At 55.1% G+C, this 13364-nt stretch carries 10 protein-coding genes; 2 read left to right on the forward strand and 8 right to left on the reverse strand.

The features are described from left to right. The first annotated feature begins 14 nt into the window (after positions 1-14). Both HMPREF1992_RS02310 and HMPREF1992_RS02315 read left to right on the forward strand, forming a co-directional pair. On the forward strand, positions 15-1421 hold the full coding sequence (locus HMPREF1992_RS02310) for an ATP-binding protein (RefSeq protein ID WP_021684203.1): 1407 nt from the start codon (positions 15-17) through the stop codon (positions 1419-1421). After that, positions 1418-2284, forward strand: coding sequence for a hypothetical protein (locus HMPREF1992_RS02315; RefSeq protein ID WP_021684204.1), 867 nt, complete (start codon positions 1418-1420; stop codon positions 2282-2284). The genes HMPREF1992_RS02310 and HMPREF1992_RS02315 overlap by 4 nt, the downstream gene beginning before the upstream one ends. A gap of 144 nt (positions 2285-2428) precedes the next feature. Here HMPREF1992_RS02315 and HMPREF1992_RS02320 read toward each other — a convergent pair whose 3' ends face one another. From HMPREF1992_RS02320 to HMPREF1992_RS02355, 8 genes are all read right to left on the reverse strand, one after another. Next, entirely contained in the window at positions 2429-4597 is a 2169-nt protein-coding gene (locus tag HMPREF1992_RS02320) for an ATP-dependent RecD-like DNA helicase (protein ID WP_021684205.1), read from the reverse strand. A 1-nt stretch (position 4598) separates the two neighbouring features. Continuing rightward, entirely contained in the window at positions 4599-6524 is a 1926-nt protein-coding gene (locus HMPREF1992_RS02325; protein WP_037358105.1) for an ABC-F family ATP-binding cassette domain-containing protein, read from the reverse strand. Between the two features lies 1 nt (position 6525). Next, complete coding sequence (locus tag HMPREF1992_RS02330; RefSeq protein ID WP_021684207.1) at positions 6526-7995, reverse strand: LCP family protein; 1470 nt, start codon at positions 7993-7995, stop codon at positions 6526-6528. A 144-nt stretch (positions 7996-8139) separates the two neighbouring features. Continuing rightward, positions 8140-9762 (reverse strand): nucleoside kinase, encoded by a 1623-nt coding sequence (locus HMPREF1992_RS02335; protein ID WP_037358108.1) that lies wholly within the window; start codon positions 9760-9762, stop codon positions 8140-8142. Between the two features lie 68 nt (positions 9763-9830). After that, entirely contained in the window at positions 9831-10829 is a 999-nt protein-coding gene (locus tag HMPREF1992_RS02340; protein ID WP_021684209.1) for an inorganic phosphate transporter, read from the reverse strand. Beyond that, positions 10822-11448 carry a DUF47 domain-containing protein gene (locus HMPREF1992_RS02345; RefSeq protein WP_021684210.1) on the reverse strand — a complete coding sequence of 209 codons (627 nt, stop codon included), beginning with the start codon at positions 11446-11448 and terminating at the stop codon, positions 10822-10824. The genes HMPREF1992_RS02340 and HMPREF1992_RS02345 overlap by 8 nt, the downstream gene beginning before the upstream one ends. A 306-nt stretch (positions 11449-11754) precedes the next feature. Continuing rightward, positions 11755-12585 carry an ABC transporter ATP-binding protein gene (locus tag HMPREF1992_RS02350; protein ID WP_021684212.1) on the reverse strand — a complete coding sequence of 277 codons (831 nt, stop codon included), beginning with the start codon at positions 12583-12585 and terminating at the stop codon, positions 11755-11757. After that, complete coding sequence (locus tag HMPREF1992_RS02355; RefSeq protein ID WP_021684213.1) at positions 12566-13363, reverse strand: ABC transporter ATP-binding protein; 798 nt, start codon at positions 13361-13363, stop codon at positions 12566-12568. The genes HMPREF1992_RS02350 and HMPREF1992_RS02355 overlap by 20 nt, the downstream gene beginning before the upstream one ends. Position 13364 lies beyond the last annotated feature (1 nt).

Below are 13364 nucleotides of genomic sequence, written 5' to 3' on the forward strand. Positions count from 1 at the left end.
ATAGGAGAGCATTCATGAATCTGCCGCTGACGTTCGATCTCTTGCAGCACCCGCTTGCCGTCCCGATGGTGACGCTGTTCTATACCATTGTCCACGTTCTGCCCGGAAATCTGATACGTCTCTATCTCTTTCGCCGCTATCTGCGCTTTTCCCCACAGCTGATTATTGCGGGGCTGCTCGTACTCATCGGCATCGAGACCATGATTCAGATCGAGGCGGTAACGGTCTTTTCGCGACGCATCGCCTTTCCGTTTCTCTTCTTTATCTTCTTCTATCTGATCGCAGTCACGCGCGTGCCGATGGCCAAACAGATCTGCATCATCGCTCCGCTCGGGCTCCTCTGGTTCGGGATGCAGACGGTGGTCTATGCGATCGAGGATGCCTATCCCGTATTTGAAATTCCATTTCTGCTCTCAGGCCTGCTCACTCTGGCAAACCTGCTCATCATCATTCCGTTCTGCCTGTACTATGGGCGTACAATCGCCGATCCCCTGCTTGCAGACGATTCCTTCGATGCCGTCTGGAAGCCACTCGCATGGCTGGGGACGCTCATCCTCGTGCTTACCATTCTCCTTTCCCCATTCAACGAGCTGCGAACAAACACGGCGCTCTTCGTCCGTCTGAGTGCGGCGATCGGCGCATTCTGCTGCATCGGGCTTGCCCTCTACGCCATGAACGAACGCCTGCGTCAGCGTGCACTGCGCGAGCAGCTTGCACGCGAGGCGGAGATGGCAGAGATTACACGCCAGAATGCGGCGCAGATGGAGGAGAACGAACGCACAACACGCACCTTTCGCACGCAGTTCACAGCGCTGCTTGAAAAGGTAGAGGAAAACCTCGCGGACGGGGACTATACGGGCATCGAACATCTGATGCGCGATGCTGCCGCTCAGATCAACACGAATTATGCACCCGTCTGTGGAAATGAAACTGTAAACATCCTCATCGGCTACTGGCAGCCCGTCTTCGATCGTCTGGGGGCACGCACAGAGTACCGCATTGAGATCGGCACGGAGAACCCCATAGACCCACTCGATCTGACGGCAATCCTAGGCAATCTCCTCCGTAACGCTGCCGAGGCGATGGAGCGACTTTCCCCGACCGCAGAGCGCATCCTCCGTCTCGCCCTCGTACATCAGGCAGATATGTTGTTTCTAACAATGGACAACAGTTTTGACGGTACACTGCGCTACGATGCGGACGGCAATCTGCTCTCGTCCAAGCGCGGCTGTATCGAGCACGGTATCGGCATGGAGAGCATTCGTGCGAGCCTTGCACGCTATGACGGAGCGATGGAAGTTGCGGTGGAGGACGGTCTCTTCTCGGTGGATATGACGCTGACTACATCAGTCGATTCATATGGAGATGTCCCGTCTGTGGAGCGCAGCGGGCAGTACGGGGAGGTCGACGGTATATCATGAGCGATTTTGAAATCCGGCTGCTGCATACACTTGTATGTGCGCCCCCCTTCGATTTTCTGATTTTCTATATCTTTCGTACACGTCTGCGCTTTCGGCGATCATACACCATCATCGGCTATCTCCTCCTGATCACTTTGACGCTTGCCATACAGATGTCATCCGCATTGGATATGTCGCTGACCGCACTCCTCTGCCGCCCACTCGCCCTCCTCTATATGACAGCGGTGATCCGCGATCATCCGCTGCGCATTCTTTCAATCGCGCTGCTCGTCTATCCACTTCTCCTCCTTGCATCGACGCTTGGGACGACGATGGAGTTTTTCTTTGGCGAGGGGCTGCCTCATGGGCTGTGGAAATGTCTGCTGATCCCGATGTTCTTCCTCATTGTCTTGCCTACTGCACTGCATACGATTCACCATCTGCTCACGCCCATCCTCCGTGTGGATGACAGGAGGCTCTGGCTCTTCCTCTGCGGTTATGAGCTGATCCTCATTGCACTCGCGATTGCCGCTGATCCGTCGAGTTCCTCCGTACGTCCGACCATCATCGCTGCACGCTTGCTGCTCCCGTTCGCCCTCGTTCAGTATCTTCGTGTATCCGATCTCCTCACCCGCTATACGGAGGAAGGAAATGCCCTTCTCCAACGGCAGATGCATGAGAGGATGATCCGCAAAGCCGAAGAGGCGCACTATCATACGATGCTGGAGATCTGGCGCAGATCGCGTCGCATGCGTCACGATCTCAGTCAGCATGCGACGATGATTGCACAGCTCGCGCGCGAGGGCAGACGGGAACGCCTTGCGGCATATCTGCACAATATTGCACAGCAGTTTGCTGCGATGCCTGGAGAGATAAAGAAGTAATTTAAAAAAGTTAAACCCGAAAGCGATTTCTTGCGCTTTCGGGTTTAACTTTTTTAGGTGTGGAGGATTTGTCGACAAAGACAGGGCGGAAAAGATGCGCCACGATGGCCGTGCTGAATTTATCAGTGATTCCTTAGGGTAGAATCAGATTTTCTCAGCCAGACGCTCCGCAAGAAGGGTATAGCGGCGGCGCGTACGATCATTGCTGACCGCCGCAAAGAGCGCCGTGCGGTCCCCGACGAGAATGACGCCCTTTTTCGCACGCGTCACGCCCGTATAGAGGAGATTGCGCTGCAGCATGATGTGATGTGCGCGCACGAGCGGCAGGATGATGATGTCGTACTCGCTGCCCTGGCTCTTGTGCACGCTCATTGCATAGGCGAGGGTGAGTGCGCCGAACTCGTCGCGCGTGTAGGAGACCTCCATATCCTCCGCAAACGCGACGACGAGATGCTCTGAATCGATCCAGCGGATGCGGCCGATGTCACCGTTGAACACATTCTTCGTGTAGTCATTCCGCGTCTGCATGACCTTGTCGCCGATGCGGAACCCAACGGCCTCCGCCTTATCCATCGCGGGCGGATTCAGCGCTGACTGCAGGCTTCGGTTGAGCATATCCACACCACACGCCTCACGCCGCATGGGCGAGAGCACCTGCATATCCATGAGATCCGTTCCAGCGCGCAGGAGCCGCGTGCATATTGAGACGATCTGTGCGGCGGCATCCTCACTGGATACGGCTGTGACAAAGGAAAAGTCCGCCTCCGTAAAGGAAGGCACGCGCCCCGCATTGATGGCGTGTGCATTGAGGACAATCGTGCCCGTATTGTTCTGACGGAAGATCTCGGTCAGACGAACGCTCGGAATGACGCCGGAGCGCAGGATGTCTTTGAGCACAGAGCCGGGACCGACGGCAGGAAGCTGATCCACGTCGCCGACAAGGATGAGATGCGCCCCCGGAAGAACGGCGCGAAGCAAGTGCTGCATCAGTACAATATCCATCATCGAAACCTCGTCCACGATGATGACATCTGCCTCAAGCTGCGTCTCCGCGTCGCGCCCGAAGCGCATCTCCCCCTCCTCCCTGCCCTGTGCTTCGAGCATGCGGTGCACCGTCGCGGCAGGGCATCCCGTTGCCTCCGCAAGACGCTTTGCCGCGCGTCCCGTCGGCGCGGCAAGCAGGATCTCAAGTCCCTGCGCACCGAGGATGTCGATGATGCTGCGCACGACGGTGGTCTTGCCCGTCCCGGGGCCGCCCGTCAGAACGAGGACGCCGTGTTCCAGCGAGGCAATGACCGCCTCCCGCTGCGCCGAGGCAAGGCTGACATGATGCTCCTTCTCCCATGAGGTGACAAGAGAGGATGTGTCATGCACATGAATGTGCTCCGCCCTCCGCTGCAGAGTGAGGAGAAGGCGTGCCGTCTCCTCCTCTGCCTTGTAAAGCTGCGGAGCATAGATGAGGCGTTCCCCCATCTCATCCACTGCGTAGAGGCGGCTCATCTTCACCTCACGGCCGAGCACCTCCATGACCTCCCCCCGTGCGACGCCGAGGCGCTGCGCCGTGCGCTCTGCGAGCAGCCCCTCGGGAATGCAGCAATGACCGCCCGAGGCAATCTGCGCGAGTTCATAGGAGAGACCTGCGGCGATGCGTGCAGAGGAGTTCTTCTCCCATCCTGCAGCAATGGCGATCGTATCCGCCGTAATGAAGCCGATGCCGTCGATCTCCTGCGCGAGGCGGTAGGGCGATTTCTCCATCACCTCTATCGCAAGCGAGCCATAAGCCTTGAAGATACGTGCAGCATACGTCCCCGTGACTCCATGCTCCTCAAGCCAGAGCATGATGTCCCGCAGCTCGGACTGACGCATATAGGAGGCAGTGATCTTCTCCACCGTCTTCGGTCCGATGCCCGCGACCTCTCTGAGACGACTCGGCGCACGTTCGATGATGAGGAGCGCCTCCGCGCCGAATTTCTCCACGATGCGCCGTGCCATCGCGGGACCAACACCGTCGATCGTACCGGAGGCGAGAAAGCGTTCGATGCCGCCCGCGCTCGTGGGCGCACTGACGTGCATCCGCAGGGCTTGGAACTGCCGTCCGAAGCGCGGATGTGTGACCCAGCTGCCCGTCAGGCGCACCTCCTGCCCGACGAGCGGCGCAGCGCCTTTCGTCGTCGCCGTACACTTGCCCTTCTGCTCCAATCTCAGACGAAAGACAGAAAACGCGCCGTCCGTGGAGGCAAATATGATGTGATCCACAACACCCGTGAGTTCTTCCTCCTCGGAGTGAAAGCCGAGATTCTGCTGCAGCTCCATGTTACGCCTCCGTCAGCTGTTCCCACTTCTCATAACGCTGCATGATCTCGATTTCCTTTGCTGCATACGCCTCGGCAATCGCATGGCTGCGCTCCGGATCCGCCTGCGTCTCCGGTCGATTCATCTCATACTCGAGTCCCTTCAGCTCCGCCTCTGCCATCGCGATCTCCGCCTCTGTGCGCTCGAGCATCTCCTGCCGCCGTGCGGCAGGTATGGCGCTGTGCACCGCCGTTTTGGGCGCGGCAGGCTTCTCCGTGCGATCTTGTTCCGCCTGTTCGGACGGCACACGGCGCACATGCTTCTCCGCAGTCCTCTCTTCCTCTGCCGCCTCCTCCGCCTCGGCCTCCTTCTTCATCAGATAGTAGCCATAGTTGCCGAGATACTCGGTGATCCTGCCGTCCTTGAGTTCAAGCGTGCAGTTCGCCGTCTTGTCGAGAAAATAGCGGTCATGGGAGACGGCAATAAACGTCCCCGGAAACGCCATCAGCGCCTCCTCCACCGCCTCGCGCGCGGGGATGTCCAGATGGTTCGTCGGCTCGTCCAGCACGAGAAAGTTTGCACCCGTAAGCATGAGCTTCAAGAACGCCACGCGCGCCTGTTCGCCGCCCGAGAGCGCACCGATGAGCCGCAGGACATCATCGCCGTGAAAGAGGAACGCGCCGAGATAGCCGCGTGCCGTCTCCTCATCAAGTCCAAATGTATAACAGATTTCATCGAGTATGGTCTTGCTGGGATCCAGTCCCTCATGCTGCTGGGAGAAGTAGCCGATCTTGACACGGCTGCCGATCTTGAGACGCCCCGTGGCTTCAAGCTCCCCAACCAAAATCTGAAGGAGCGTAGTCTTGCCGACGCCGTTCTCGCCGATGAGTGCCACACCGTCCCCCTTGCGGATGAGCAGGGAAATACGGTCGAGTATGCGCTGCCCGCCCGGATAGGCGAAGCTGATGTCCTCAAGTTCTGCCACGCGCTGCGCACACTCCGTCGGCTTTGTGAATGCAAAGTACTTGAAACGTGCGGCCTCGGGCGGCAGCACGATCCGCTCGAGGCGGTTCAGCTGACTCTGCCGTCCGCGCGCCTGCTTTGCCTTGATGCCTGCCTTGTAGCGGCTGATGTACTCCTCGGTCTTCTTGATATGCACCTGCTGCTTCTCATAGGCATTCTGCAGTGCCGCACGGCGCTCATTCTTCACACGCATATAGTGCGTATAGTTGCCCGTATACGCCGTGACCTCCGCGTGATCCAGCTCCAAAATACGGTTCACCACACGGTCGAGAAAATAGCGGTCGTGCGAGATCAGAAGCACGCCGCCGCGATAGGACTGCAGAAATTTTTCGAGCCATTCGATCATCCCGATGTCCAGATGGTTCGTCGGCTCATCCAGAAAGAGAAAGTCCGGCTCACGCAAGAGAGCCTTCGCAAGACAGATGCGCGTCGTCTGCCCGCCCGAGAAATGACGGACATCCTTTTGGAGTTCCTCCTCGGAGAAACCGAGTCCAAACGCCACGCGGCGGATGCGACTCTCAAAGTCATAGCCGTCCATCGCCTCGAACCGCGTCACGAGATTCCCATACGCGGCAAGTTCCTCTGCGCCGGCATCCCCTGCCGCAATCGCGTGCTCCATCCGCTCCTTTTCCGCACGGAGCGTGATGAGGTCGGAGAACGCGCTGCGCAGCTCTTCGTAGAGCGTATCATGGGAGAACGACGCCTGCTGCTCAACATAGCCGACCGTGTCGGCACGATCCATCACAACCTGTCCGCCGTCGTTCTCCTCTCGCCCGAGCAGAATCCGCATCAGCGTCGTCTTGCCCGTGCCGTTTGCACCGACGAGTCCCACCTTGTCCCCGCGCATGACCTCAAAGTTCACATTGGAAAAAAGCGTACGTATGCCATACGCCTTTTCGAGTCCTATGACCTTCAGACTTCCCATATCACTCTTCTCCATCCCCATGCACGGCATCGGGGCGATAGTCACGCCCAACGATCACAATCGCCTGCTTATCGCCTGCACCGTCGACCGGCATGATAACACAGGGAAACGGCATACCGTAGAACATATTCACATGCGCGTCCGTCGTCATCACGGCGGTCTTCGGACGATCCGAGGCACTTCCCGTCTCTACACTGGCGATGCGGAAGCCCTTTGCACGAAGGGTATCGGCGATCTCCGCACCGGCTCCATCAATTCCGCTCGCATTGATGATCATTACAGAGATATCCTCTGCACGATCCTCCGCGCTCTCCTGCACCGGCTTCTGAGCATGCTCCTCTTTCTCTGTGCCCTTCTCTTTCTTTTCCGATGCCTTATCCGCAGATTTCTTCTCACCGCGTGCGGAGCGCTGTGCCTCGATGGCAGTTTCTCCCTCCGCCAGGAGCTCCTCGGCTGAGGGGAGGAGCTCCCGCTCCTCAGTCTCCGTCATTACACGCAGACGCTCCGGCATTTGCGCACGATAGACAGTGGCATCATGCACTGCATCCTCCTCCATGCGCGCTGTCATTGTCTTTCCCACACCCGCAAAGAAGTTTTTTCGGGTTTCCATAATGTCCGGGATCCAATAGCTCACATCGCCGAGATATGCCGGTGCTCCCTCAACCATCTGCATGGAGGGCCCATTTTCCTCAACATCTTTCAGAAGCTTTGCAAAAGAGAGGAGCTGACGCGTCGTCAGATCGGTCTCGACCGCATTTTTCACCTCATCGATCACCGCTGCGATCCGTGGGAGTACCTGCGGACTCAGGAACTGCGTGAGAAGCGCCCGCAGAAAATGCTGCTGACGCCCAATACGGCCAATATCCCCTTCACCGTCGCGATAGCGCACATATTGGATCGCCTGCGCCCCATTCATATGCTGCTCTCCCGGCGCGAGATCGATGACAAGACCGCCGTGATCATCCCAAGGGTCTTCGTAGTACATACGCTTCTCGACATCGATATCCACACCACCCACAGCATCCACGATCCGCTCGAACGCAGACGTGTCGATCAGGATATAATGCGTGACAGGAACGCCCACGAGACTCCCGACGGCGGAAAGTGTCAGCGTATGACCACCGAACGCATAGGCATGGTTGATCTTATCATAGCCATAGCCGCGGCCAAGGTCAATGCGTGTATCACGCGGGATCGACAGCACAGATACGCGCGCATGCTCCTCATCGACGGCAGCGAGCATCAGTGTGTCACTGCGGCCGATATCGCCCTCCCTGCGGTCAACCCCCATGAGGACGACATAGCCCAGCTCATGCTCCGCCCCATCCTCGAAAGGATGTCCACTCCGAAGCGACCCGGACATAAAATAATGCGCACCATAATAAATGGCGCATACCAGTAGAAATGATACCGCAAAAATACCGCTTGCATATTTGATAAATGTATGATCCGCCTTCTGTTCCCTTGCCATTCCAGTATGTCTTTCCCTTCGCTCGTGCCGTAAATCATAGATTGTCAACGGCATACAGTATAACAAAAACAAAGGTTCTATGCAAATTGAAAGGCTTTGGAGACAACAAAAAGCCCCCTCATATCTTCCCAGAGAACAAATGCATCATGCCTGCGGGAAGAACACTGATTTCCCAATGAACTCGCGCAAAATCGAATTATTCGGGATGTCGTCCGTATTGTCGATCGAATCGACATACTGCAAAAATCGCAGAATCAAGCGTGCTTCCGTATAACCTTCTTCCATCTGCTTGATTTCAGATAGGAGCGGAACTGCATATGCTTTTAGTACACCGATCTCATAGATCAGTGCGGAGTTGAAGAGGGCATCCGCATCCTCTTGAAACGGGAAGATATACTTCTCCTCTCCGGCTCTGACATCCGGCCATTGGCGTATGCTCTTGAGTGCCTTTGCACCGCGAAACTGGTAGTCCCGTACAAGACGTCGCAGAAAACGAACCTCGGTCGTTGGAATCCGATTGTGTGCGTCAATGTTCAGCTGAGTCAATGCACTGATATATATTTTATATTTATTGATGCGTGGAATAGCCTTCGTAAGATATTCGTTCAGCCCGTGAATGCCCTCAATGATGATGGGCTGATCTTTTTGAATGGCGAGGAATGCATCCTCCTTCCACTCCCTCTTCCCCGTGATGAAATTGTAGCGTGGGATTTGAACCTCCCGACCTGCCAAGAGGTTGAGCATATTCTCATTGAAGAGCTTTGTATCCAATGCGTCGAGAGACTCATAGTCATACTCTCCTTTTTCATTCAGAGGAGTATCCTCTCGATTGAGGAAGTAATCATCGAGAGAGATCATCACAGGGCGCAGCCCATTGACACGCAGCTGGATGCGCAGACGCTGTGCAAAGGAAGTCTTTCCTGAGGAGGAGGGACCGGCAATCAGAATGATACGGATATTCTCCTGATTGGCAGCAATATGATCCGCAATCTGTGCAATTCTCTTTTCCTGCAGTCCCTCCGAGATGCGGATGAGCTCCCCGATTTGATGCTCTTTGTTCATGCGATTGAGGTCGGAGATAAACCTGCACTCCAAGATATCTGCCCATTCCTTCGACTCCGCAAGGATGGAGCCAAACTTTGGCTGGTTGATTCGCTGCCGGATGTGCCCCTGCGTCATCTCGTCAGGAGTACGGATGAGTACGCCGTCAGGTTCGTAATCGAGCTCAAACAGTCCAAGCTCTCCTGTCTCATAGAGCATCGGGCCGTAGAGATAGTCGAAGCAGTCCTCACACGTATAGATGCTGATCGTCTCGTTTGATAACGCAGAGAGCAGCTGCACCTTTCCATCGCGCCCCTGCCGGCGAAAGAGATCAATGGCATCCTCACGCGATATACTGCGCTTGATGATCGGAAGATTCGCCGCAATCATTTCCCGCATCTGAGCCTCGATTTTCTCGATAAAGGCGGGCTCAATCGCAGCGTTTGGCATCTTTATTTCACAGTATAGGCCCTTATTTACGGTAAATTTGGCAATGACTTCTGCACGTTTCTCCAATTGATTTACCGCAGCAATCAGCAGAAAGAGCACAGAGCGCCGATAGATTGTCCACCCATGGGGAGAGTCGCGTGTCACAAAACGGATCTCGTCCGCTTCGGCGTATGATGTTTGAAGATCATGTATTTCCCCATTGATCTTCGCTGCAACAATCAGGCTGTCATATAAATGTTGGCTCTCTTTGGCGCACATAATCAGACTTTTTCCCATAGAGAATATCCTCCCTTTCCTCTCTATATAAAAATCCTGCTCATCGTACGAGCAGGATTTTCTGTCCATCAGATAAACATCATTACAATCTTGTATGTAATTGCCCCCATGACTGCGGTGCAGGGAATCGTCATCACCCATGCAATCACCATCTGCTGGGCAACCCCCCAACGAACCGCGTTGATGCGCTTTGCCGCACCGACCCCCATGATCGATCCAGACACGACGTGCGTCGTACTGACGGGCAGATGCAGAAGAGTCGCACCAAATATGATGATGGAGGAGTTCAGATCTGCTGCGAATCCAGAAATCGGCTGCAGCTTAAAGATCTTCCCCCCGATCGTCTTGATGATGCGCCAGCCGCCGCAAGCAGTTCCGGATGCCATTGCAAGTGCCGCAAGCACCTTGACATAGGTGGGAACCTCAAAAACATCGATGTAACCACCGGCAAGCAGCGCAAGGGTCATGATGCCCATCGACTTCTGTGCATCATTGGAGCCATGCGAGAACGCCATCGTGGCTGCCGTCAAGATCTGCATCTTCTTAAACTTGCCATTGATCGATGCAGGCCGAAAGCGTCCAAAGAAGCGAAACAGAACGAGCATAATCACGCATCCCAAGGCCATACCAACGAGAGGCGAGAGAATCAGGGAAAGTATAATTTTTCCGATTCCATAAAAATTAAGGCCATCAATACCAGAGACAGAGACGAGAACGGCACCAATAAGGCCGCCGATGAGTGCGTGGGAACTGCTGGATGGCATACCAAACTTCCACGTTATGATATTCCATATGATAGAACCAAAGAGCGCAGCAATCAATACGTGTTCATCTACGTGAGAGGCCGATTTCACGATGTCCGATCCGATGGTCTTTGCAACACCCGTGCTGTACATAGCGCCAAAGAAATTAAGAACGGCTGCCATGATAATCGCATTCTGTGGGCTGATGGCTCTTGTCGATACGGATGTCGCAATCGCATTCGCTGTATCATGGAACCCGTTGATAAAGTCAAAGATGAGCGACAAGATAATGACCAAGAAGATCATAAGCTGGAAATCAGGCATACTTCATTACCACTCCCCGCAGCATATCCGCAATGAGTTCACAATGATCCAGAGTATCCTCTAACTGCTCCAAGACATCCTTCCAGCGAATGAGCTCAATCGGATCCTTTTCATTTTCGAAAAGATAGGCGACCTCGCTGCGGTAGATGAGATCTCCCTCACTCTCAAAACGCTCGATCTTATGAGAGGCATCCAGTATCTGCATTTGATTCTTGCGGATGTTTTCGAGGTAGGATACTGCCCGAACGACCTCCTCCGTCGCAGAGATCAGGAGCTTCGTGAGCTTGATTGCGCCCGGCATCGGCTTTCCCATACGGTACATATCATAGCGCTGGAGAATGCCCTGCAGGAGGTCGACGCCGTCGTCCAGATCATTTGCCATGGCATAGATATCTTCTCGGTCAATCGGCGTGATAAATGTCAGATTCAGCTTATCTATAATGCGGTCATTGATCGCATCTGCTTCGTGTTCGATCCGATTGATGACCTCTACCTTCGCATTGGCGGTTGTATAGTCCTGCATCACCTCGTCTAAAACCAGCGCGCCTTTCTGAAAGTACTTTGCACTCTCGATGAACAGGTCGAAGAATTCGTCATCTTTCTGTTTGAAATTAAACATAAATCCAAATCCCCTATGATGTAAAATATGGAGGCGCTTACATAGAATATGCAAGGTAATAATATCATTATTTCAGAGGGACAGCAAGATAAATTTGAAAAGCAGCGCTCCAGGTTCATCGTAGACAAGCAAAAAAGATGCTGCACGAAGCGGGAAAACTTTGTGCAGCACCCTTGATGTTGTGTTAGATGTATCCTTGCAAGTGCCCCTTCCAGTGCTTACTCGGTCCCCCATAGAAACGGGAGAAGCGGCGCTCGGAGGGCAGCTCTTTTCTAACGCATATTCGATTTTCTTGAATATCCGATGCTATGCAGGGATTTCCACTTCTGGAACTTCAATACGCGGTGCCTTTCCCTTTGGCAGGAGAGTAAACACAGACTTTAGCAGTTTCTGCGTGTACGGATGCTTCGCCTGTGCGAGATCTTTCCCCTCCAGCTCCTCCACAACCTTGCCGAAGTACATAACGACGACGCGGGTGCAGAGACGCGAGACAAGTGCGAGATCATGACAGATAAAGAGAATCGTCAGATTCCGCTCGCGCTGGATACGGACAAGGAGCTCCACGATCGTTTCCTGGACGGAAACATCGAGTGCGCTCGTTGCCTCATCGCAGACCAGAATCTCAGGCTCGAGGGCAAGCGCACGCGCGATACCTACACGCTGCCGCTGCCCGCCGCTCATATTCGCGGGGTAGCGTTCAGCAAACTCCTCGGGCAGATCGACGAGACGGAGCAGTTCTGCTGCCTTGTCCCGTGCACTGCCTTCGAGAATACCGAAGTTCCGAAGCGGTTCACAGATGATGTCCTTGATCTTCATCTTCGGATTGAACGAGGTCGTCGGGTCCTGGAACACCATCTGGATGTTGCGCCGCATATTGCGCGCATCCTCGCCCTTGAGGCCGGTGATCTCCTGGTCTTTAAAGAAGATCTGTCCCTCCGACGGCGGATGCAGCTGCATCAATGTGCGCACCAGCGTACTCTTTCCGCAGCCGCTCTCACCAACGATGCCGAGAATATCTCCCCGATAGACGGGGAACGTCACGTCATCGCATGCCGTAAGTACCTTACCACCCTCCAGAGGAAAGCGCTTCGTGATGTGATCGATGCGCAGGATAACCTCACGCTCCGATGTTGTCATAACGCTCTCCTCCAATCTGTGGTACGGCACGCAGGAGTTCCTTTGTATACGCCTGCTGTGCGTGCTCGATGATCTCTTCGGCGGTGCCGTGCTCGACAACATTGCCGCTCTGCATAACCATGATCTGGTCGGACATATAGGCAGCGACACCGAGGTTGTGCGTCACGAGCACAATGGATGTCCCATCTAGTTGACAGATATCCATCATTTCGTTGACGACCTGTGCCTGCGTCGTCACATCCAGTGCCGATGTAGGCTCATCGGCGAGCAGGAGTGCCGGCTTGAAGAACATTGCCATGGCAACCCCCACACGCTGACGCATACCACCCGAGAGTTCAAAAGGGAAACTCTTCATGACATTAGCGGGATTGGAGAGGTGCATGCGCGCCAGCATATCCTGTGCCTGCGCAGCAGCCTCCTTCACGCCCATATCATCGTGTGTCTGAATGTACTCAACGAACTGCTCGCCGATGGTCCGAATCGGATCCATCATACTGCCGCTGTCCTGGAAGATCATCGCGGCGGTCTTGCCGCTCACGCGGCGCCAGTCCTCTGCGGAGCACTTCGTCATGTCCTTCCCGTCATAGAGGATCTCACCGGCCGTTACCCTGCCGACATGCGGCAGGCAGCCGAGCATCGCCCGAATGACGGTGGTCTTTCCGCTGCCGCTTTCGCCGACAATGGTCAGCACTTCCCCGTCCTTGAGGGTGAAGTCCACACCGTGCACCATTTCCGTGCCTTCGTATGCGATTTTGAGCCCTCGCACCTCAACTAACATT

Origin of the sequence: Selenomonas sp. oral taxon 892 str. F0426 (assembly GCF_000468035.1) — a bacterium.
Taxonomy (GTDB): Bacteria; Bacillota; Negativicutes; order Selenomonadales; family Selenomonadaceae; genus Centipeda.